This window comes from Streptococcus sp. CF8_Ac1-9 (assembly GCF_024295565.1).
GTDB classification, from domain to species: Bacteria; Bacillota; Bacilli; order Lactobacillales; family Streptococcaceae; genus Streptococcus; species Streptococcus parasanguinis_X.
The window spans coordinates 34985-56399 of record NZ_JANCOY010000008.1 but is presented as its reverse complement, the minus strand read 5'-3'; the positions used below and the strand labels follow the sequence as shown (position 1 = coordinate 56399).

General features: G+C 41.8%; 24 protein-coding genes, 1 tRNA gene and 1 pseudogene. 22 read left to right on the top strand and 4 right to left on the bottom strand.

Annotated elements, in window-relative coordinates:
- Positions 1 to 12 precede the first annotated feature (12 nt).
- Positions 13 to 86: transfer RNA gene (locus NML76_RS09990), tRNA-Pro, on the top strand.
- Positions 87 to 182: 96 nt separating this feature from the next.
- Here the strand turns inward: NML76_RS09990 and NML76_RS09985 are convergent.
- Both NML76_RS09985 and recX read right to left on the bottom strand, forming a co-directional pair.
- On the bottom strand, positions 183 to 716 hold the full coding sequence (locus tag NML76_RS09985) for a DUF402 domain-containing protein (RefSeq protein WP_003005798.1): 534 nt from the start codon (positions 714 to 716) through the stop codon (positions 183 to 185).
- Between the two features lie 95 nt (positions 717 to 811).
- Entirely contained in the window at positions 812 to 1594 is a 783-nt protein-coding gene (gene recX, locus NML76_RS09980; protein ID WP_254728042.1) for a recombination regulator RecX, read from the bottom strand.
- Between the two features lie 37 nt (positions 1595 to 1631).
- Here recX and rlmD point away from each other — a divergent pair, with 37 nt between their 5' ends.
- The 12 genes and pseudogenes from rlmD to NML76_RS09920 all read left to right on the top strand — a co-directional run bounded on the left by rlmD (position 1632) and on the right by NML76_RS09920 (position 13425).
- Positions 1632 to 2984 carry a 23S rRNA (uracil(1939)-C(5))-methyltransferase RlmD gene (gene rlmD / locus NML76_RS09975; protein WP_254728040.1) on the top strand — a complete coding sequence of 451 codons (1353 nt, stop codon included), beginning with the start codon at positions 1632 to 1634 and terminating at the stop codon, positions 2982 to 2984.
- 10 nt (positions 2985 to 2994) lie between these two features.
- Positions 2995 to 3439 (top strand): annotated as a pseudogene (locus NML76_RS09970) (cytidine deaminase).
- A 13-nt stretch (positions 3440 to 3452) separates the two neighbouring features.
- Positions 3453 to 3686 carry a DUF1858 domain-containing protein gene (locus NML76_RS09965; protein ID WP_003005810.1) on the top strand — a complete coding sequence of 78 codons (234 nt, stop codon included), beginning with the start codon at positions 3453 to 3455 and terminating at the stop codon, positions 3684 to 3686.
- Positions 3686 to 5032 carry a DUF438 domain-containing protein gene (locus NML76_RS09960; RefSeq protein ID WP_070673737.1) on the top strand — a complete coding sequence of 449 codons (1347 nt, stop codon included), beginning with the start codon at positions 3686 to 3688 and terminating at the stop codon, positions 5030 to 5032. Before NML76_RS09965 ends, NML76_RS09960 begins: the two co-directional genes overlap by 1 nt.
- A 2-nt stretch (positions 5033 to 5034) precedes the next feature.
- Complete coding sequence (locus NML76_RS09955; RefSeq protein WP_013903179.1) at positions 5035 to 5289, top strand: DUF1912 family protein; 255 nt, start codon at positions 5035 to 5037, stop codon at positions 5287 to 5289.
- Between the two features lie 180 nt (positions 5290 to 5469).
- Positions 5470 to 5817, top strand: coding sequence for a helix-hairpin-helix domain-containing protein (locus NML76_RS09950; protein ID WP_254733433.1), 348 nt, complete (start codon positions 5470 to 5472; stop codon positions 5815 to 5817).
- Between the two features lie 266 nt (positions 5818 to 6083).
- Complete coding sequence (locus NML76_RS09945; protein WP_254733431.1) at positions 6084 to 6662, top strand: flavin reductase family protein; 579 nt, start codon at positions 6084 to 6086, stop codon at positions 6660 to 6662.
- Complete coding sequence (locus tag NML76_RS09940; protein WP_254733429.1) at positions 6649 to 7209, top strand: GNAT family N-acetyltransferase; 561 nt, start codon at positions 6649 to 6651, stop codon at positions 7207 to 7209. The genes NML76_RS09945 and NML76_RS09940 overlap by 14 nt, the downstream gene beginning before the upstream one ends.
- A 62-nt stretch (positions 7210 to 7271) precedes the next feature.
- Positions 7272 to 7637, top strand: a complete 366-nt coding sequence (locus NML76_RS09935; RefSeq protein ID WP_254733426.1) for a hypothetical protein — start codon at positions 7272 to 7274, stop codon at positions 7635 to 7637.
- Between the two features lies 1 nt (position 7638).
- Positions 7639 to 7815, top strand: coding sequence for a hypothetical protein (locus tag NML76_RS09930; protein WP_254733424.1), 177 nt, complete (start codon positions 7639 to 7641; stop codon positions 7813 to 7815).
- A gap of 17 nt (positions 7816 to 7832) precedes the next feature.
- Positions 7833 to 10484 carry a valine--tRNA ligase gene (locus NML76_RS09925; protein ID WP_254733422.1) on the top strand — a complete coding sequence of 884 codons (2652 nt, stop codon included), beginning with the start codon at positions 7833 to 7835 and terminating at the stop codon, positions 10482 to 10484.
- A 76-nt stretch (positions 10485 to 10560) separates the two neighbouring features.
- Complete coding sequence (locus tag NML76_RS09920; protein ID WP_118228465.1) at positions 10561 to 13425, top strand: DUF3427 domain-containing protein; 2865 nt, start codon at positions 10561 to 10563, stop codon at positions 13423 to 13425.
- A 12-nt stretch (positions 13426 to 13437) separates the two neighbouring features.
- Here NML76_RS09920 and NML76_RS09915 read toward each other — a convergent pair whose 3' ends face one another.
- Together NML76_RS09915 and NML76_RS09905 are read right to left on the bottom strand one after the other, a co-directional pair.
- Entirely contained in the window at positions 13438 to 13830 is a 393-nt protein-coding gene (locus NML76_RS09915) for a (deoxy)nucleoside triphosphate pyrophosphohydrolase (RefSeq protein WP_254733420.1), read from the bottom strand.
- A gap of 221 nt (positions 13831 to 14051) precedes the next feature.
- A complete protein-coding gene (locus NML76_RS09905; RefSeq protein ID WP_003011758.1) occupies positions 14052 to 14666 on the bottom strand; it encodes a TVP38/TMEM64 family protein in 615 nt (204 codons plus the stop codon).
- A gap of 182 nt (positions 14667 to 14848) precedes the next feature.
- On the opposite strand from NML76_RS09905, the gene NML76_RS09900 reads away from it, so the two are divergent.
- The 9 genes from NML76_RS09900 to NML76_RS09860 all read left to right on the top strand — a co-directional run bounded on the left by NML76_RS09900 (position 14849) and on the right by NML76_RS09860 (position 21298).
- Positions 14849 to 15376: a YqeG family HAD IIIA-type phosphatase gene (locus NML76_RS09900; RefSeq protein WP_118095844.1), complete on the top strand. Its 528-nt coding sequence runs from the start codon at positions 14849 to 14851 to the stop codon at positions 15374 to 15376.
- Between the two features lie 2 nt (positions 15377 to 15378).
- Positions 15379 to 16485: a ribosome biogenesis GTPase YqeH gene (gene yqeH, locus NML76_RS09895; protein WP_031575855.1), complete on the top strand. Its 1107-nt coding sequence runs from the start codon at positions 15379 to 15381 to the stop codon at positions 16483 to 16485.
- A 218-nt stretch (positions 16486 to 16703) separates the two neighbouring features.
- Complete coding sequence (gene yhbY / locus NML76_RS09890) at positions 16704 to 17015, top strand: ribosome assembly RNA-binding protein YhbY (protein WP_003005853.1); 312 nt, start codon at positions 16704 to 16706, stop codon at positions 17013 to 17015.
- Between the two features lie 21 nt (positions 17016 to 17036).
- On the top strand, positions 17037 to 17669 hold the full coding sequence (locus NML76_RS09885) for a nicotinate-nucleotide adenylyltransferase (protein ID WP_023917394.1): 633 nt from the start codon (positions 17037 to 17039) through the stop codon (positions 17667 to 17669).
- A complete protein-coding gene (gene yqeK / locus NML76_RS09880) occupies positions 17666 to 18262 on the top strand; it encodes a bis(5'-nucleosyl)-tetraphosphatase (symmetrical) YqeK (protein WP_254733418.1) in 597 nt (198 codons plus the stop codon). Before NML76_RS09885 ends, yqeK begins: the two co-directional genes overlap by 4 nt.
- Positions 18263 to 18763: a cysteine hydrolase family protein gene (locus NML76_RS09875; protein ID WP_254733416.1), complete on the top strand. Its 501-nt coding sequence runs from the start codon at positions 18263 to 18265 to the stop codon at positions 18761 to 18763.
- Positions 18764 to 18777: 14 nt separating this feature from the next.
- Positions 18778 to 19131: a ribosome silencing factor gene (gene rsfS / locus NML76_RS09870; RefSeq protein ID WP_254733414.1), complete on the top strand. Its 354-nt coding sequence runs from the start codon at positions 18778 to 18780 to the stop codon at positions 19129 to 19131.
- Between the two features lie 322 nt (positions 19132 to 19453).
- Complete coding sequence (locus NML76_RS09865) at positions 19454 to 20194, top strand: class I SAM-dependent methyltransferase (protein WP_302851201.1); 741 nt, start codon at positions 19454 to 19456, stop codon at positions 20192 to 20194.
- Positions 20195 to 20200: 6 nt separating this feature from the next.
- The gene (locus NML76_RS09860; RefSeq protein WP_070673746.1) at positions 20201 to 21298 is read left to right on the top strand and encodes a nucleotidyltransferase; all 1098 of its coding nucleotides are present in this window, start codon (positions 20201 to 20203) and stop codon (positions 21296 to 21298) included.
- Positions 21299 to 21415: the final 117 nt, after the last annotated feature.

Genomic DNA, 21415 nt, shown 5'->3' with positions numbered 1-21415 from the left:
TAAGCTTTAGATCGGGAAGTAGCTCAGCTTGGTAGAGTACTTGGTTTGGGACCAAGGTGTCGCAGGTTCGAATCCTGTCTTCCCGATAGTGTTTCGAAAAAGTCTAATGATTGTCATTAGGCTTTTTTGTAGGTAATTTTTCATTAAGTTAAAAGAAAAAAGAGCTTGCGCTCTTTCCAACTTTATTTATTTCGCAGTTCAACATAACGGTTATACCAAATTTTGATATATTCCTCAGAAAAAGGACCTTTGTTTTGGTTTATCCAATCTACTAGAACCTTAACATTTTCCTTTAAAATAAAGTCGATGTCATCTGAATAGTGCATTTTTTCTTTATGCTGCTCGTATTCTTCAACATCTAACAATTTTTTTTCACCATTGGTAAAGACTTTGACATCGAGATCATAGTCGATATATTTTAAGGCTTCTTGGTCAATGTGAAAAGGACTTGCTAGGTTACAGTAGTAAGACACACCATTGTCACGGATCATGGCGATGATGTTAAACCAATATTTTTTATGGAAATATACGATCGCTGGTTCACGTGTAATCCAACGTCTACCATCACTTTCAGTAACAAGTGTATGATCATTTACTCCAATAATTGCATTTTCGGTTATCTTTAATACCATGGTGTCACGCCATGTACGGTGTAAACTGCCATCATGTTTATAACTTTGAATTGTAATAAAGTCGCCTTCTTTAGGTAGTTTCATAACTTACCAACTTTCTACAATCTAAGTATATCCTCTATATTGTATCATATTTTTTCAAATTTTTTCTTATTTTTCTATTTAATTTTCAATTTGGTTTATGAATCTAAGTATTCTCTAATGGTTGACGTTATATCACTATAATCGTAGCCTTTTCTGGCTAGTGCCTGAGTCAAGCGTTGTTTGAGGTCATAGCCTTCATATTTTTTACTGTATTTACGGTATTGTTTTTCTAACTCTTTTAGAATGAGCTCATTGGTTGTTTCTTCATCTGTTTCGAGCTCGAGATTTTGGAATGCTATCTTTGCTTGGTTGTAAGCAAAGCCTTTTGAAATGAGGGCTTGGATGATTTTCGTTTCAATGGCTTTTAACGGGTATTTTCCTTGGTATTTTTTTAGGAGTTTTATTGCGGTACGGTCGATCACTTCTGAAAAATCATAGTCTGCAAGAATTTCTTGAAGGATAGATTTTGGGATCCCTTTTTGTTGAATTTTTTGTTGTAATAAGATAGGACCCTTATCGCCACTGAGAAGGTTGGCTTCTATCAGGTTTCTTGCATATTGACGATCATCTAACCACTTGTCTTCTTTTAGGTGTTGGACCACTTTATCAATAATGCCACTTTCAATCTCATACTTTGTCAGGTAGTCTCTGACTTCTTTTGTTGTCCGAGCTTTAAAAGAAAGATGGTAAAGGGCCAGGTTTTTACCATAGGAGTATTGAGCAAACTCTTGGATTTCTTTTAGTTCCTCTTCACTGATTTCTTTCTCTTTGGAAAGGAAATATTTGACGATGGTGTCTTCTGTAATATAAAGTTTTTGATCACTGTCTAATTCTAGGAGGTAGAGTCTTTTTTTCTTTTCTAGTTTTGTAATTTTCATGTTTTTATTATACCGAAAAATGTGTTAAGATAGGGATATGAACGTTAAAGTAAAACAAAAAATTCCTTTGAAAATTAAACGAATGGGAATTAATGGAGAAGGGATTGGCTTTTATAAAAAAACACTTGTCTTTGTACCAGGTGCTTTGAAGGGAGAAGATATCTTCTGCCAAATTACAAGTGTCAAGAAAAATTTTGCGGAAGCCAAACTCCTATCTGTGAATAAGGCGTCTAAGTTTCGTGTGACGCCCATGTGTGATATCTATGAGACCTGTGGTGGTTGCCAAATCATGCATTTGAAGTATGACAAGCAGCTGGAGTTTAAGACAGATTTATTGCAACAGGCCTTGAAGAAGTTCTCACCTGAAGGCTTTGAACAGTATGATATTCGGCCGACAATTGGAATGCAGGAGCCGCTTTACTATCGGGCAAAATTGCAATTTCAAACAAGGAAATTCAAAGGCCAGGTGAAGGCAGGACTCTATGCTCAAAATTCACATTATTTGGTGGAATTAAAAGATTGTTTGGTTCAAGATCCGGTTATTCAAGCTATCGCCAACGATCTAGCGGATTTATTGACCTATTATCAGATTCCAATTGCTGATGAGCGTAAAGAACTGGGTGTCAGAACCATGATGGTTCGACGGGCTCGGAAGTCTGGGCAGGTTCAGATCATTGTGGTCACCAGTCGTCAGATTAACGTAAAGAATTTGGTGGAAGACTTGGTCACGAAACACCCTGAGATTGTCACAGTTGCTGTTAATAAAAATACGTCTCGTTCCAGTGAGATCTATGGGGAACAAACGCAGATTATTTGGGGAGAAGAGGCCATTTTGGAAGGTGTTTTGGATTATGAATTCTCCCTATCTCCTCGAGCCTTTTACCAGTTGAATCCGGAACAAACTGAAGTATTGTATAGTGAGGCTGTCAAGGCTCTAGATGTTTCTCCAGAGGATCACCTGATTGATGCCTATTGTGGGGTTGGAACGATTGGGTTTGCTTTTGCGAATAGAGTAAAAAGTGTGCGGGGGATGGATATCATTCCTGAAGCGATTGAAGATGCTAAATACAATGCCAAACGGATGGGATTTGAGAATACCCACTATGAGGCTGGGACAGCAGAAGAGATCATTCCTCGCTGGTACCAGGAAGGCTATCGGGCTAATGCTGTGATCGTGGATCCACCTCGTACGGGCTTGGGGACAAAATTAATCGAGACCTTGTTGCACTATGCACCTGAAAAGATGGTCTATGTCTCTTGTAATGTCTCTACTTTGGCACGGGATCTAGTAGCTTTGACGAAGGTTTATCAGGTTGAATATATTCAATCAGTGGACATGTTTCCCCATACTGCAAGGACGGAAGCAGTTGTGAAGTTAGTGAAGAAGTGAAAGTAGAAGAATGGATATTTGGGAAAAACTTTATCTTGAGGCGAAAGCTCTCTATGCGCCTCAAGAGGTTTCAGATTTTGTCTATGCTCGACATGTGGTTGCTGCTGTTGAGGCTGCAGATGGTCAGATTTTTACGGGCTTTTGTATGGAAGGAACCTGCGGTGTCTTTCATTTATGTGCCGAACGAGCGGCCCTTTTCAACATGTATCAACAATCAGGACAGACCAAGGTCAAGCGCATTATTGCTTTTCGAGACAAGCCTCCTTATGGAGAAGGTTCTGGGATGCCTTGTGGGGCCTGTCGTGAATTTCTCCTTGAGCTAAATGCAAGAGAATCGTCATCTAGAATTTATGGTGGATTATGAGAGTCGCAAGACCATTACTTTAGGTGAATTGATGCCTCTTTGGTGGGGCGAAGAACGGGCTCGTCAGAGAGAGAATAAAGGGAAGAAGTAGAGGAAATAAATAAATGGACAATGTTATTGATGTATCGATTCCAGTTGCTCAAGTTATTGATCAACATCCGGAGGTATTGGATTTGTTGGTGGAGTTGGGCTTTAAACCCTTAGCCAATCCGATCATGCGCAATACAGTTGGGCGCAAGGTTTCCTTAAAACAAGGATCAAAATTAGAAGGTACTCCTATGGAGAAGATTGTGAGAACACTAGAGGCTAATGGCTATGAAGTAGTGGGGCTAGACTAATGAGTGATGAACGAATTCACGTCTTAAGAGATATCTTATTAGAGCTTCATCATGGAGCTTCCCCTGAGTCGGTTCAGGAACGGTTTGATGCGACCTTTGCAGGGGTTTCTGCGATTGAGATCTCTCTTATGGAGCATGAACTGATGAACTCCGATGCAGGTGTTACTTTTGAAGATGTGATGGAGCTTTGTGATGTCCATGCCAATCTCTTTAAAAATGCGGTTCAAGGGGTCGAAGTTGCAGATACCGACCATCCAGGTCATCCGGTTCAAATCTTTAAACAGGAGAACTTAGCCCTTCGTGCGGCTATGATGCGGGTACGTCGCTTGCTAGACAATTATGAGACGACTGAGGATCCTGAGATGATTCAGGAGATTCAGAAGGGCTTGTTACGTCAGCTGGGCTTGGTGGGTCAATTTGATCGGCATTACCGTCGTAAGGAAGAGTTGATGTTTCCGATTATGGAAAAATATGGGCATGATTCCCCACCAAAAGTGATGTGGGGAGTGGATGACCAGATTCGGGAACTCTTTGCGCAAATTTTGGATGCGGCCAAGATATTACCGGATTCTAGTATTTCTGAAGTCAAGGAACGCTTTGAAGCCTTTGCGCAAGAGTTTGAGGGCATGATCTTCAAGGAAGAATCGATCCTCTTGATGATTTTGTTGGAGGCCTTTACCCAGGATGACTGGCTCTCCATTGCAGAAGAAAGTGATGCTTATGGTTATGCCATTATTCTCCCAAGTGAGAAATGGGTGCCGAAACGCGTGGACTTCAAGGAGGAAGCGTCGAAAGAGTCAGAAGGTTCAACTGAACCACTTCCTTCTTCAAAAGGCGATGAGCAACGCCAGGTCATTGAGACTCCTGAGGGGCAATTGACCATTACCTTCACGCCTAAGAAAAAAGAAGAGAGCTTCGACCGTCAGCAACCACAAGCTTTTGGCCATGGCTTTCTATCGGTGGAGCAAGCGAATTTAATCTTGAATCATTTGCCGATGGAGATCACCTTTGTCAATAAGGATGATATTTTCCAATATTACAATGATGCTGCGCCTTTTGAGGAAATGATTTTTAAGAGGACGCCATCGCAGGTAGGACGCAATGTTGAGCTGTGTCACCCACCGAAATATTTGGAGAAGGTCAAAGCGATCATGCAAGGGCTTCGTGAAGGGAAAAAAGACAAGTATGAAATGTGGTTCAAATCAGAATCGCGTGGGAAATTTGTCCATGTCACCTATGCAGCCGTGCGTGATGAAGCTGGAGATTTTCAAGGTGTCTTGGAATATGTTCAGGACATTCAACCTTATCGGGAGATCGATACGGATTTTTATAGAGGAATGGAGTAAAGATGAGTTACGAAACAGAGTTTATGAAGGAGTTTGAGGAGTGGATCAAGACTCAAGTCATGATCAATGAAATGGCTCTAGAAGAGAGTAAGAAGGTTTTTGATGAAGACCAGGATGAGCGAGCTAAAATCGCGATGATTCGCTATGAAAGCCGTTTGGACGCTTATCAGTTCTTGCAAGGGAAGTTTGAAAATTTCCATGCTGGAAAAGGATTTCATGATTTACCAGATGGCCTCTTTGGTGAAAGAAAATATTAAAATGGCCTTATTGAAGGCGTTTTACTAGCTAGATTTACCTGAAAATTGAGCAATGACTTGATTTTTTAGGGGATTGTGATACAATAAAAAAGTTGAAATGACATCAACGGATTTTTGAATGGAATAATGGTGATGAAACCTTGTTGCCTTAGGAATTGATCACTGAATTTAGGAGGAAAAATGGCAAAGAAGAACGTAAACCGTGCGAAACAATACAAACATCAAAATAGACATCTTTTGAAAAAAGCTGTCGCAACTGTAACTGCAGCTGTGAAAGAAGCACCTAAAAAGGTTGAGAAAGCTACAAAAGCAGTGGCGAAAGAAGTGAAACAAGCGGCTTCTTCAGTAGAAGAATTCGCTGCAAGCTTGGAAGGTGTAGCACTAGATCGTGCGCAAACATTCTATGATGAAGGTATTCGCTCTGTTGCGGACTTCGCAAAGTGGACAGAAAAAGAGTTGTTGGCCCTTAAAGGAATCGGCCCAGCTACAATCAAGAAATTGAAAGAACTAGGCGTTAAATTTAAATAATCGCTTTTATGATTTCTTGCTATTTCCAGGAAAACTTGCTAAAATGAACCTATTAGAGGTGTTTTGAATCCCACATTTTACAGAAAGTGGCGGTGCTGAGAAGTCCACAAATGTGTCAAAACTGGTTGCTAATGGATGAAAATGAAATAAACAAAGTTGCGGGCATTGCCCGAAATTGGGTGGTACCGCGGATCAACACATTCGTCCCTGTCAGATTGATGACAGGGGCGATTTTTCTTTTACCCCCCTGGCTGAAGGAGCTTGTCATGAAACAATCTTTTAACACCAGCAAACTTTACTATGGTTTTCCGATATTCATCTTGGGGTATCAGGACAAGAACTTTGGGCACAATATCACGACCTGCAGTTCCTCTTATAGCCTGGGAGATTGGCTGGTCATCGGGGTTGGTGCTGAGGAAAATGCGGCTGACCAGATTAAGCATTATCAACAGTTCAGCGTGAACATCCCTGATGAAAACTTTATGCTTGAGATGGAGCAGGCTGGTTTTATCAGCCATCGGGAGAAATTGAAACACCTAGGGCTTGACTACGAAATTTCTGAACGGACTCAGGCTCCGATTTTAGAGGCTTGTCCAGTCGTATTGGACTGTCAGGTAGATCGGATTATCGAGGAAGATGGCATCTGCCATATCTTTGCTAAGATTCTTGAGCGACTGACTGATCCAGAGCTCTTGGATGACAAGGGCCATTTTAAAAATGACCGTTTTGCTCCGACTTACTTTATGGGGGACGGCCATCAGCGTGTTTACCGTTATCTAGATGACCGAGTCGATCCCATGGGGTGCTTTATCAAGAAAGCGAGGAAGAAGAATGACAAGAGCTGAACTGCCAGAACAAATCGAAACGGAGCGTCTGGTCTTACGAGTCCGAACAGTGGCTGATGCAGAGGACATCCATGCTTACGCTAGTCTTCCAGAAGTCTCTTACCCAGCAGGTTTTCCACCCGTCAAGACCTTGGAAGACGAGATTTATTATCTAGAGCATATCCTTCCCGAGCGCAATGAAAAAGAAAATCTTCCAGCAGGCTACGGAATCGTGGTCAAAGGAACCGATAGAATCATTGGTTCTGTCGATTTCAACCATCGCCATGAGGACGATGTGCTGGAGATTGGCTATACCTTGCACCCAGACTATTGGGGGCGAGGCTATGTGCCCGAAGCAGCACGTGCCTTGATTGATTTAGCTTTTAAAGAATTGAACCTACACAAGATAGAATTGTCTTGCTTTGGTTACAACCTTCAAAGTCAACGAGTCGCTGAGAAACTTGGCTTCACCCTTGAAGCTCGTATCCGTGACCGTAAAGATGCCCAAGGCAATCGTTGTGATGATTTGAGATACGGCTTGCTGAAGAGTAAGTGGGAGAATACATAACTAAGTATAGATACCAAAAAATTTGTAAATTATAAATAGCTTATAAAGTATTGAGGTACAAAATGGAAAATGAAAGTTTGGATTTAATAGTTAAGGAAGTAGAGAATCAACAGGAGAGAGAGTTAGTTCGTTTTGAATCTAACCTATCTGAAGGAATAAATAAGTACAAAGAAGTATTACCTGCTGATCTAATAACACCCCAACTACAAGAAAAAATTGATAACGAAGTGAAATTACAATTAGTTGAATTTCAAAAAAGTATTGATTTGAAACCAAAAGCATTATACCATGCTTTAAAAGTCGAGACTGAACTTAATCCTGATATTGAAAAAGATGACTTGAAACAAAGAGCTTATGATTTTTTGGAAAAAACAACGAAAAACAAATATCTGAAAAAGATTATTCGTGAGCTAAAAAAAGGAGTATAAAATGGCAAATGTTGGGGATTTAGCTGTTAAAGGAGGTAAAGCTGTTATTAAATTTATGTTTGAATTGATAACAGATTTTCTGAAAAGTGAAGAATTTAAAAAACAAATGAAAGTCATGATCGAAACTTTAGTAACTAAGGTAGTTGATAAAGTTATAGAAGAAAAAAAACAGAAATAATTAGAAAGGACACACACATGTCTAAAGAACTTTCACCTAAATACAATCCAGCCGAGGTTGAGGCTGGTCGTTACCAAAAATGGCTTGACGAAGATGTTTTCAAGCCTTCAGGCGATAAAAAGGCTAAGCCTTACTCAATCGTGATTCCACCACCAAACGTAACTGGTAAACTTCACCTTGGTCACGCTTGGGATACAACTTTGCAAGATATCATAATCCGTCAAAAACGGATGCAAGGTTTCGATACGCTTTGGCTTCCCGGTATGGACCATGCCGGGATTGCCACTCAAGCTAAAGTAGAAGCTCGTTTGGCTGAAGAGGGCATCTCTCGTTATGACCTTGGTCGTGAAAAATTTCTTGATAAAGTCTGGGAATGGAAAGACGAGTATGCGACGACTATCAAGCAACAATGGGGCAAGATGGGGCTCTCTGTAGACTATTCTCGTGAGCGTTTCACCCTTGACGAAGGTCTGTCAAAAGCTGTTCGTAAGGTCTTTGTAGAGCTCTACAAGAAGGGCTGGATCTACCGTGGTGAATTTATCATCAACTGGGATCCGAAAGCCCGTACAGCCCTTTCTGATATCGAGGTGATTCACAAGGATGTCGAAGGTGCCTTCTACCACATGAACTACATGTTGGAAGACGGTTCACGTGCCCTTGAAGTAGCAACAACTCGTCCTGAAACGATGTTTGGGGATACAGCCGTAGCGGTTAACCCAAATGATGACCGTTATAAAGACTTGATTGGTCAAAATGTTATCTTGCCAATCTTGAACAAGCCAATCCCAATCGTAGGGGACGAACACGCAGACCCTGAGTTTGGTACTGGTGTAGTGAAGATTACACCTGCCCACGACCCGAATGACTTCTTGGTTGGTCAACGACATAATCTTCCGCAAGTGAACGTTATGAACGATGATGGTACCATGAATGAGTTGGCTGGTGAATTCAACGGTATGGACCGCTTTGAAGCACGTAAGGCTGTTATCAAGAAGTTAGAAGAAATCGGTGCCCTTGTTAAGATTGAGAAGATGACCCACTCAGTTGGTCACTCAGAGCGTACAGGGGTTATGGTTGAGCCACGCTTATCTACGCAATGGTTCGTCAAGATGGATCAATTGGCGAAAAATGCTATTGCTAACCAAGACACAGATGATAAGGTAGAATTCTACCCACCTCGTTTCAACGACACCTTCCTTCAATGGATGGAAAATGTCCATGATTGGGTAATCTCACGTCAGCTCTGGTGGGGTCACCAAATCCCTGCATGGTACAATGCTGAGGGTGAAATGTATGTTGGCGAAGAAGCACCAGAAGGTGACGGATGGAAACAAGACGAAGATGTCTTGGATACTTGGTTTAGTTCAGCCCTTTGGCCATTCTCAACTATGGGCTGGCCTGATGTCGACTCAGAAGACTTCAAACGTTACTTCCCAACGTCAACCTTGGTAACAGGTTACGATATCATCTTCTTCTGGGTATCTCGTATGATCTTCCAATCTTTGGAATTCACTGGTCGTCAACCATTCCAAAATGTCCTTATCCACGGCCTTATCCGTGACGAGCAAGGTCGTAAGATGTCTAAGTCACTCGGTAACGGTATTGACCCAATGGATGTTATCGAGAAATATGGTGCTGACGCCCTTCGTTGGTTCCTTTCAAACGGTTCTGCACCAGGGCAAGACGTGCGTTTCTCTTACGAGAAAATGGATGCGTCATGGAACTTCATTAACAAAATTTGGAACATCTCACGTTACATCCTCATGAACAATGAAGGATTGACCTTGGATGTGGCGCGTGAAAATGTAGCTAAAGTGGCTGCTGGTCAAGCAGGTAACGTGACAGACCGCTGGATTCTCCACAACCTCAATGAAACCATCGGTAAGGTCACTGAAAACTTTGATAAGTTTGAGTTTGGTGTGGCTGGTCACATTCTCTACAACTTCATCTGGGATGAGTTTGCGGACTGGTATGTTGAGTTGACTAAGGAAGTGCTTTATAGCGACAATGAGGACGAAAAAGTAATCACTCGTTCTGTTCTTCTTTATACGTTGGACCAAATCTTGCGTCTCCTTCATCCAATCATGCCATTTGTGACTGAAGAAATTTATGGCCAAATCTCTGAAGGAACGATCGTGACTGCTGAATACCCAGTGGTTCGTCCAGAGTTTGAAAACGAAGAAGCAGCAGCTGGTGTAGAAGCTCTTAAAGATGTGATTCGCTCTGTTCGTAACTCACGTGCAGAAGTGAACGTAGCGCCAAGCAAACCAATCACTATTTTGATTAAGACAAGCGACAGCAAGCTTGATGCCTTCTTCAATGACAATGTCAACTACATCAAACGCTTCACAAACCCAGAACACTTGGAAATTGCAGCAGATGTAGAGGTACCTGATTTGGTTATGTCAAGCATCATCACAGGTGCAGAAATCTACTTGCCACTCGCTGACCTTCTCAATGTCGAAGAAGAATTGGCTCGTCTTGAAAAAGAATTAGCCAAATGGCAAAAAGAACTGGATATGGTCGGTAAGAAGCTCTCTAACGAACGCTTTGTAGCCAATGCCAAACCAGAAGTCGTCCAAAAAGAACGCGACAAACAAGCCGACTACCAAGCCAAATACGACGCGACAGTAGCACGTATTGATGAGATGAAGAAGTTGGTGAAATAAACACAGAAACACGGCGGTATGCCGTGTTTTTTTGGTATAATGAAACTATTAAATAACGGTAGAAAAGAGACGATCTATGCCAGAAGGCGTAACTTTATTTCAAGACACTCTTATTAAATCATTAAAATATGGTTTTGTGGATAATGTACAGTATCAAGAGGGAGGATATTCACCGCAGATTTTGATCAATGATCATGAAATGAAGCGGTATGTTTTGACGGATTTGCAAGAGGAGTTGAGTAAGTGCAAGGCTTTCTACATATCAGTGGCCTTTATTACACAGTCTGGAATTGCCTTAATTAAGTCGCAATTGTCTGATCTGATGGATAAAGGAATAAAAGGTAAAATTCTTATATCTCCTTATCTCGATTTCAATGATCCAATTGCAATGCAAGAATTACTCAAGTTAGAGAATGTAGAAGTCCGTTTGACTCCCGAGAGTTTGCAGATGCATGCCAAGTTTTATCTCTTTGAGCATGAGGGAAGGCAGGTATTGATTTCGGGAAGTTCGAATCTGACCCATAATGCTCTCAAAATAAATTATGAGTGGAATATTAAATTGACATCTACTCATAATGGCGAGCTTATTCGAGCTACTAAAGCTGAATTTGACAAGATTTGGGAGAAGTCGGATCTTTTGACATATGACAAGATTGCTTCTTATGCGCGAAAACGTCAGAATGTCATTCGAGTGGATCAGATTCGCGAAGAGAAGACGGCTCAGTATCAGAGTGAAACAATTAGTCCTAATGAAATGCAAAAGGATGCTTTAAAAGGATTACAAGCAATTCGTGATTCTGGGAAAAAGAAGGCTTTGGTCATCAGTGCCACTGGGACAGGAAAAACCTTTCTATCAGCTTTTGATGTCCAACAGTTTAAGCCAGAAAGAATGCTTTTTATTGTTCATCGAGAGCAGATTCTTCAGAAGTCATTAACGGATTTTCAAAAGGTCTTGCAGTTTTCTGATGAAGAAGGTCTTATTTATCACTCTGGGGCTGATTTGACGGGCAAAAAATATGTGTTTGCTACTATCCAAACCCTTTCACGTGAACAGCATTTAGGCCTATTTTCAAGAGATTATTTTGACTATATTCTGATTGACGAGGTTCATAAAGCTGGTGCAAATTCTTATAAAAAAGTGATGGCGTATTTTCAACCAGAATTCTTTTTGGGGATGACGGCTACTCCAGAGCGGACAGATGGTCAGAATATTTATGAATTGTTTGACTACAATATTGCTTATGAGATTCGTCTACAAAATGCCCTTGACAATGATATGCTTTGCCCATTCATTTATTTTGGGGTAAAGGATATCGAAATCGAAGGACAGTTAATCAATGAGAAAACTACGATTGCGAACTTAACTTCCGAAGAGCGCGTGAAGCATATTATTAAGAAGATTGATTTTTATGGAGTTAGTGGAGAGAAAGTGAAGGGCTTGATGTTCTGTTCTTCTAAGCAAGAAGCCCATGACTTAGCATCCAAACTGAATCAAAAGGGGAAACATTGTCGAGCCTTAACAGGTGAAGATAACATGGAGACCCGGAATGAAGTCGTTGCCCAACTAGAAAAGGGAGAGCTTGACTACATTTTAACAGTAGATATCTTTAACGAAGGGATTGATATTCCATCGGTCAATCAGGTTGTGATGTTGCGGAATACTCAATCTAGCATTGTTTTCGTACAACAGTTAGGTCGAGGACTACGGAAGCATGAGAGTAAAGAATATGTTACCATTATCGACTTTATTGGAAACTATAAGAATAACTATTTAATTCCTATTGCTTTGTTTGGTGATAAATCGATGAATAAAGATAATTATCGTCGAGAGCTTCGAGAACCAAACATTCTAAAAGGATTGACGACCATCAATTTTGAAGAAGTAGCTAAGGAACAAATCTTTAAGTCCATCACTAATACTAATTTATCTAATAAAGTTTTGTTGAAAGAAGCTTATATGGAGACGAAGAACCGGCTAGGTTGTATTCCAAAATTAAGTGATTTTTGGAAATTAGATACTTTGGATCCATACATCTTTTTTGATAGCTTTAATCATTATGGAGAAGTTATCGATTCTTTTGACAAGGATGATTCATTTGTTAAAATTTCTGAGCTAAATGGATTTCTAACTTTTCTTTGTAAAGAGTTATCAAATGGAAAGAGGAAAGCAGATCTTTATCTTTTAAAATTCTTTCTGGAAAAAGAAAAGATTTCGCGTTCGGATTTTGAAAAATTCCTAAAAGAAGAGAATTTAGGAGCTTCTAATGAGTTGTTGAAGTCTATTGAGAATTTCTTGACCTATAGCTTTTTTGTTAAAAGAGATCAGGAAAAGTATGGTGTATCAGCTTTGGCTATCAAGAATAATATTTATCAACTTTCACCATATTTTGCTCAATTTCTGACAAAGGAGTATAAAGATTTTATATTAGATATCATTCAGACGGGTCTTTATCGTTCTGAAAAGTATCCACAGAATCCGTTGACAATCGGGGAAAAGTATTCTCGTAAAGACGCTGTGAGACTACTCAACTGGGATAAGGATGAGAGCTCGACTGTTTATGGTTATAAGGTTAAACATGGAACTTGTCCGATTTTTGTCACTTATCACAAAGAGGATGATATTACTGAAACAACTCAGTATCAAGATGGTTTTTTATCAAATAAAGTCTTTCACTGGTATTCTAGGAGCAACAGGAGTTTCAAGTCAAAAGAAGTAGCCGAGATTATGCAGTCTAATGATACTGGATTGAGCCTTCACCTGTTTATAAAAAAAGAGGATGGTGAAGGAAGTGATTTCTATTATCTTGGACCAGTCTGTTATATTGAGGATAGTGCTCTTGAAACTATAATGCCAGATGGCAAAACGCCTGTAGTGACCATGAATTTTGAACTGATCAATGAAGTTCCTACAACACTTTATGATTATTTAACAAAAAAATAAGAGGTATACCTCTTATTTTTTTGTTAATAATTCTACAGCTGGACGATCGACAGGTGCCCAGTTAAGTGATTTTAATTCATGCGGTGCTAACCAAGTCGAATTTTGGTGTTCTAACAACTCTAGTTTTCCTGAAAGTAGCTTGGCGTGAAAGGTTTTCATAACGACAGTTCCGAAATCATAATCATAGGAGGCTTCATTCACAAAGGAGATAATTTCAATTTCTGAATTTAGTTCTTCCTGTATTTCACGAATGAGCGCTTGTTCAGGAGATTCCCCTGCCTCTAATTTTCCACCTGGGAATTCCCAAAAACCTCCCAAACTTTTTCCTTCGGGTCTCTGAGCACAAAATATTTTTCCATCTTTTTCAATAGCAGCTGCAACAACGTGAATAATTTTTTTTGACATGATTTTCCTCCTCTCTCATTGTAACAGAAATAGGTTGAAAGAATCAATTGCTGAATAAACCTAAATTCAAAAACGGAGAAATTGGCATTGACTTCATCTGGATTGATGTGGACAATCCTCCTGCAGATGCGATTGGTTGGGTTGCGAAATAGAGAGTAAGAAACTATTCATAGGACTACAAAAACACCACCTCCTAGTCAATTAGGAGGTGGTGTTATGCTTTAGACCATTTTCCAGAAATAATCGATGATATAGGTCAGGCCATAGGTGTAGATGACGAGGGTGATGGGTTTGCAGAGGATGATGATGGTCATGTAGCGTTTGAAGGTCATATTGGTCAGACCTGCCAGCATACAGATGAAGTCAGCGGGACTAACCGGCCAGATCATCATGAAGATAAAGAAGCGATCGAACCGCTTGCCTTCATTGAGCCAGCCAATGTACTTGTCGTAGGTCTTCTGACTGACCATAGATTGGACGAACTTAGGCCCGTACATTCTGGCTAGGTGGAAGATAATGGCACAGCCAATCACGATGCCGATGTAATTGTAGATGGTCCCAATGATGTGGCCATAGATAAAGACACCAGCGACAGATGTCAGGGCGCCAGGAATAATAGGGACCACTGTTTGAAGGATCTGAAGAAAGATAAAGAGAGGTGGTCCAAAGATTCCGGCTTGCAAAATAAAAGCTGACAAGGTTTCTTTGGATTGAAGGATACCAGAAAAGTAGGCCCAGATACAAAAGGCCAAGGTCCCAAGAGCACCAATGATAGACGACCAATTAATGATGCGCTGGAGAAGAGGAGAGACCTCTTTTAAGCTTGTTTGTTTCATAAAAAATTCCGAGTTCTTTTTCTTCTACTATACCATGTTTTTGGAACTTTGTAAGGATTTTGTCTATTTTTTGAGTAGTGAAAGCGACCTGATTGGAGCCTGTCGCTGTTTTAGTCGTGAAGCGGGTGCAAAATGGGCCTTTTTATGCTACAATGAAAGGAGTATAAAAAATGGAGAAAAACGTGTCAATCGAAAATTACAAACCAGATTTTGCGGTGGAAGCAGCCTATGATCTCACCGTTACAGACTTAAAAAAACAAGGTATTAAGGCGGTCCTTGTGGATTTGGATAATACCTTGATTGCTTGGAATAATCCGGATGGAACTCCTGAGATGCGCCAGTGGTTGCATGACCTTCGTGATGGAGGGATTCGGGTTATCGTGGTGTCTAATAATAGTCCCAAACGGGTCAAGCGCGCTGTTGAGAAATTTGATATTGACTATGAAGCTTGGTCGCTTAAGCCCTTTACCTTTGGGATTGATCGTGCCCTCAAACGTTTCCACTATGAGAAAAATGAAGTGGTCATGGTCGGGGATCAACTGATGACGGATATCCGAGCTGCCCATCGTGCAGGCATTCGTTCGATTTTGGTCAAGCCTTTGGTTGAGCATGACTCGATCAAGACCCAGATCAACCGGGCGCGTGAACGCCGTGTCATGAAGCAAATGGCCGAAAAATATGGTCCGATTGTATACAAAAAAGGAATTTAAGAATGGAAGAATTATTCTGTATTGGCTGTGGAGCCCCCATTCAGACAGAAAACAAAGAGGGGCTAGGCTATACTCCCCAATCAGCTCTTGAAAAGGGCTTGGAAACAGGCGAGGTTTATTGCCAACGCTGTTTCCGTCTGCGTCACTACAATGAAATCACAGATGTGCATCTGACAGATGATGATTTCCTAAAACTCCTTCACGAAGTAGGAGATAGTGATGCTCTCGTGGTCAATGTAGTGGATATTTTTGATTTTAATGGATCTGTTATCCCAGGCTTACCACGCTTTGTAGCAGGAAATGATGTCCTCTTGGTCGGAAACAAAAAAGACATCTTGCCCAAGTCTGTCAAGGATAGCAAGGTGACCCATTGGTTGATGGAGCGGGCCCACGAAGAAGGCATGCGTCCTGTCGATGTGGTCCTCACCTCTGCTCAAAACAAGAGTGCTATCAAGGACTTAATGGAAAAGATTGAGCAGTACCGCAAGGGCCGTGATGTCTATGTGGTGGGTGTGACCAACGTTGGGAAATCGACCCTCATCAATGCAATCATCCAAGAAATCACTGGAGACAAGGATATCATCACGACCTCTCGCTTCCCAGGGACGACACTGGACAAGATCGAAATCCCACTGGACGATGGATCCTACATCTATGATACACCAGGGATTATCCATCGCCACCAGATGGCTCATTACTTGACAGCAAAAAATCTTAAGTATGTCAGCCCTAAAAAGGAAATCAAACCCAAGACTTATCAGCTTAATCCAGAGCAAACCCTTTTCTTAGGTGGCTTGGGACGTTTTGACTTTATCAAGGGAGAAAAGCAAGGTTTCACTGCCTTCTTTGACAACGAACTCAAGCTTCACAGAACTAAGCTTGAGGGCGCGACCGCTTTTTATGACAAGCATGTCGGTGGCTTACTAACTCCTCCTAATAGCAAGGAAAAAGAAGAATTCCCGCCTTTGATTTCCCATGAGTTTACCATCAAGGACAAGACAGACCTGGTCATCTCAGGACTCGGATGGATCCGCGTCAATGGCGAAGCCAAAGTAGCCGTCTGGGCACCAGAAGGCGTCGCCGTCGTTACCCGCAAAGCTATTATTTAAAAATTTGAAAGGAAATAGTTTCTTTATAGACTGGGCGAGTGCAACGAGCCTAGAAAGGATACTTTTCGCTGTGGTGAAAGCCTAAGTAGATATTTTACTACTTAGGCGCGGAAAATTTGAGACTTTAGGCTCAAATTTAAGTCATGGAACTCCGCTAGGAGGTCGCTGACGACCGCCACCACATCAGAAAAGTATCAAAAAAGAAACAATGAAAAAACATGACATTAACATCTAAACAACGGGCTTTCCTCAATAGCCAAGCCCACAGCCTCAAACCCATTATCCAAATTGGGAAAAATGGGCTCAATGACCAAATCAAAACTAGTGTGCGCCAAGCGCTAGATGCGCGCGAACTGATCAAGGTAACTCTTCTTCAAAATACGGATGAGAATATCCATGAAGTAGCAGAAATCTTGGAAGAAGAAATCGGTGTGGAAACGGTCCAAAAGATTGGTCGGATTCTCATCTTGTTTAAACAATCGAGCAAAAAAGAAAATCGTAAAATTTCAGCGAAGGTAAAAGAAATTTAGGACATCGAGGAGAGCAAACCTATGGCAATTGAACTATTGACTCCCTTTACCAAGGTAGAGTTAGAGCCAGAGATCAAAGACAAGAAACGCAAACAAGTTGGTATTTTGGGTGGAAATTTCAATCCGGTCCACAATGCCCATTTGGTCGTTGCGGATCAAGTGCGCCAACAATTAGGATTAGATAAGGTGCTCTTGATGCCTGAGTATGAGCCACCGCATGTCGATGCCAAGGGGACGATTGCAGAGCACCATCGCCTTAAGATGCTGGAATTAGCCATTGAAGGCATTGAAGGTCTGGAGATCGAGACGATTGAACTCGAGCGGAAAGGGATTTCCTATACCTACGACACCATGCTCTTGCTCAATGAACGGGATCCAGACACAGATTATTACTTCATCATTGGTGCAGATATGGTGGATTATTTACCAAAATGGCACCGCATCGATGAATTGGTGGAGATTGTGCAATTTGTCGGGGTACAGCGACCACGCTATAAGGCAGGGACTTCTTATCCGGTGATCTGGGTGGATGTTCCTCTCATGGACATCTCCTCTAGTATGGTGCGTGATTTTGTAGCCAAGGATCGGACGCCGAATTTTATGTTGCCAAAACCAGTCTTGGACTACATCAAGAAAGAAGGATTGTATCAATGACCTATGAAAACTATCTAGGCTTTTCTCGTGAGGTCTTGCTTGAAAAAATGCGCCAAATCCTGCCAGAAAAGCGGCTTACTCACTGTTTAGGGGTTGAGAAGGCTGCGCGTGACTTGGCCAAACGCTATGGGGCTGACGAAGAGCAGGCTGGCCTAGCAGGTTTGTTACATGACTACGCCAAGAAATTATCGGATCAGGAATTTCTGGACTTGATCGATCGCTATGAGCTGGATCCAGCATTAAAAAACTGGGGAAATAACGTCTGGCATGGGATGGTCGGGATTTATAAGATCCAAGAAGATCTCGGACTGACAGATCCAGCCATTCTTCGCAGTATTGAGATTCATACGGTTGGGAGTGGACGGATGTCAACCTTAGACAAGATCGTCTATGTGGCAGATTATATTGAACACAATCGGGATTTCCCAGGGGTAGATCAAGCGCGGAAAATCGCTCAAGTCTCCTTGGATCGTGCCGTGGCCTATGAGACGGCTCGCACAGTCGAACACCTGGCTCACCAAGGATTGCCGATTTATCCCCAAACCCTTGAAACCTATAATGCATTTGTAAAGTATTTGAAAGAGGAGCAGTGAGTGAAGACAGCTTTTATCATTATTGACGTACAAAATATCTTAGTGGAAACAGGTTTTGAGACAGAAAAACTCTTAGAGAAGATTGCTTATTTGCAAGATCGGGCTAGAAAACAGCAGATTGAAATCATCTATATACAGCATATTGAAACGCCAGAGGCTTTAACGTCGGAAGATTGGCAATTATCTCCTCTGTTGAAAAGACAGGAGAATGAAAAGGTATTTCAGAAGCGATACAATAGCATGTTTAAGGAGACAGGATTAAAAGAATACTTGGATCAACAAGGGATTGAACAACTAGTCCTGTGTGGCATGCAGACAGAATATTGTGTCGATACATCCATCAAAGTGGGGTTTGAATATGGCTACAAGCTGGTCATTCCAGAAGGAGCTGTCACAACCTTTGATGGAGAGGATATTCCGGCAGAAACGCTTAATGAATTTTATGAAAATATTTGGGCAGAACGTTTTGCGGATGTCTTAGATTACAAATCAATTTTTTAAGGAAAGAGGATTACATGAAAGAAAAAGAACTACTTGAATTAGTTGTCAAAGCAGCAGATGAAAAGCGCGCGGAAGACATTGTGGCTTTGGATGTTCAAAGCTTGACCAGTGTGACAGACTACTTTGTCATCGCAAGCTCTATGAATAGCCGCCAGTTGGAAGCTATCGCAGAGAATATTCGTGAGAAAGTCGTTGAAGCTGGTGGCAATGCCAGCCACGTCGAAGGTGATTCAGCTGGAGGTTGGGTCCTTCTTGACTTAGGTAGTGTGGTGGTTCATGTCTTCTCAGAAGAAATGCGTGCCCACTATAACCTAGAAAAGCTATGGCACGAAGCAAGTGCTGTCGATCTTTCGGTAGCCCTAGCATAAGCAGGTAAACTCAGTTGGTAGCAACTGAGTTTTGTTGGTTAAATTGAAATTCTATGGAAAGAAAGGATGGGGCCTCGTGTTTGTTTGTTTTCTTAATTGAACACGAGCTAAAAGCTGTGAGAAAAAGAGTAACTTCCTTTGTATCTGAGGATAGGGCAGAAAGTTTCCTATTTTCTCTTTGCTTTTAACGCTCTTTGTATCTTAGAAAGGATTTGAACCCGTCCTGTAATCCTCGGAAAATAGATAGCTCTCCTTGGAGCTTAGCTCCATCGTCGTGCTCCTAATTTTCTATCGGATTACGGGCGGACTTGGTATCATGAATATGGCGACTTATGAAACCTTTGCGGCGGTCTATGATGCGGTCATGGATGACAGTCTGTATGATTTGTGGACGGATTTTTCCCTCCGCCATCTCCCAAAGACAAAAGATAAGAAAAAATTACTGGAATTGGCTTGTGGGACAGGGATTCAGTCTGTTTGCTTTTCTCAAGCTGGATTTGATGTGACAGGGTTAGACCTGAGTGCTGACATGCTGAAAATTGCTGAAAAAAGAGCTGCTTCAGCTAAGCAAAAGATTGATTTTATCGAGGGCAATATGCTGGACCTGTCACAAGCAGGCACTTATGACTTTGTAACCTGCTATTCCGATTCTATCTGTTATATGCAGGACGAGGTGGAAGTAGGAGACGTCTTTAAAGAAGTCTACAATGCCCTCAATGAGGACGGGGTCTTTATCTTTGATGTCCATTCGACCTACCAGACGGATGAGGTCTTTCCAGGCTATTCTTATCATGAGAATGCGGAAGATTTTGCCATGCTCTGGGATACCTATGAGGATGCGGCCCCTCACTCGATCGTCCATGAGTTAACCTTCTTTGTCCAAGAAGAGGATGGCTCCTTTAGTCGCCACGATGAAGTTCATGAGGAACGCACTTATGAAGTTTTAACCTATGACATCTTATTGGAGCAGGCTGGCTTTAAATCCTTTAAACTCTATGCAGACTTTGAAGATAAAGCGCCAACAAAGACCAGCAAACGATGGTTTTTTGTAGCACAGAAGTAGGAAAACATGACAGTTACAGGAATTATTGCAGAATTTAATCCCTTTCATAATGGACACAAGTACCTGCTGGAACAGGCAGAAGGGCTGAAGATTGTGGCCATGTCCGGAAATTTTGTTCAACGTGGCGAGCCTGCCATTGTTGACAAGTGGATTCGCGCGCAGATGGCTTTGGAAAATGGAGCGGATCTGGTGGTCGAGCTCCCCTTTCTCGTGGCTGTTCAGTCGGCGGATCATTTTGCCAAGGGAGCGGTAGAAATCTTGTCCCGTCTAGGAATTGACCAATTGATTTTTGGGACAGAAGAAGTTCTAGATTACCAAGCGATTGCTACAGTTTATGCGGAGAAAGAGGCGGAAATGGAAGCTTTCTTGCGAAGCCTTCCAGAAGATTTATCCTATCCACAGAAGACCCAAAAAATGTGGGAAACCTTTGCTGGAGTGGAGGTCACAGGAGCTACTCCCAATCATATCCTGGGCTTGGCTTATGCCAAGGCTTGTGCTGGGAAGGGGATTGCGCTCAAGGCTATCCAACGCCAGGGAGCAGGCTACCATTCAGAAGAAAAAGAGGTGGCCTATGCTTCTGCCACTAGTCTACGCCTGCACAAGGAAGATCAGGGCTTTGTCGCTAGATTCATGCCTAATAGCCAACTCTTTCAGTCGGCTCCACAGGTATCTTGGGAGAATTATGACCAACTGCTCCGTTATCAAATCCTAACCCGTCCGGATTTGACACAGATTTTTCAGGTCAATGAGGAACTGGCCAATCGGATAAAGGATGCGGTTCGAAGTGCTAGCTCTGTGGAAGACCTGGTGGAGAAAGTCGCAACCAAGCGCTATACCAAGGCGCGCGTGCGCCGCATCTTGACCTACATCTTGGTAGGGGCGATGGATCAAGCTCTTCCCGATGCCATTCATGTCTTAGGATTTTCCGCAAAGGGACAAGCTCACCTCAAAGGCTTGAAAAAATCAGTAGAAATCGTGACTCGAATCGGTAAGGAACCTTGGGATGACTTGACCCAGCAAGCCGATCAGGTGTATCAGCTAGGCCATCCCCAATTGCCAGAACAGATCTGGGGTCGAGTGCCCGTGAGAGTGGAAGATCAATAAAGGGTGAATAGCCGAGCAACTCCAATTGGAAGGATACGCAAAAAACTCTTCCAAGTCTTGTGATTTGTGATATAATATAAAAGATTGAAAATAATTTGAAAAAATTTAAGGAGAATC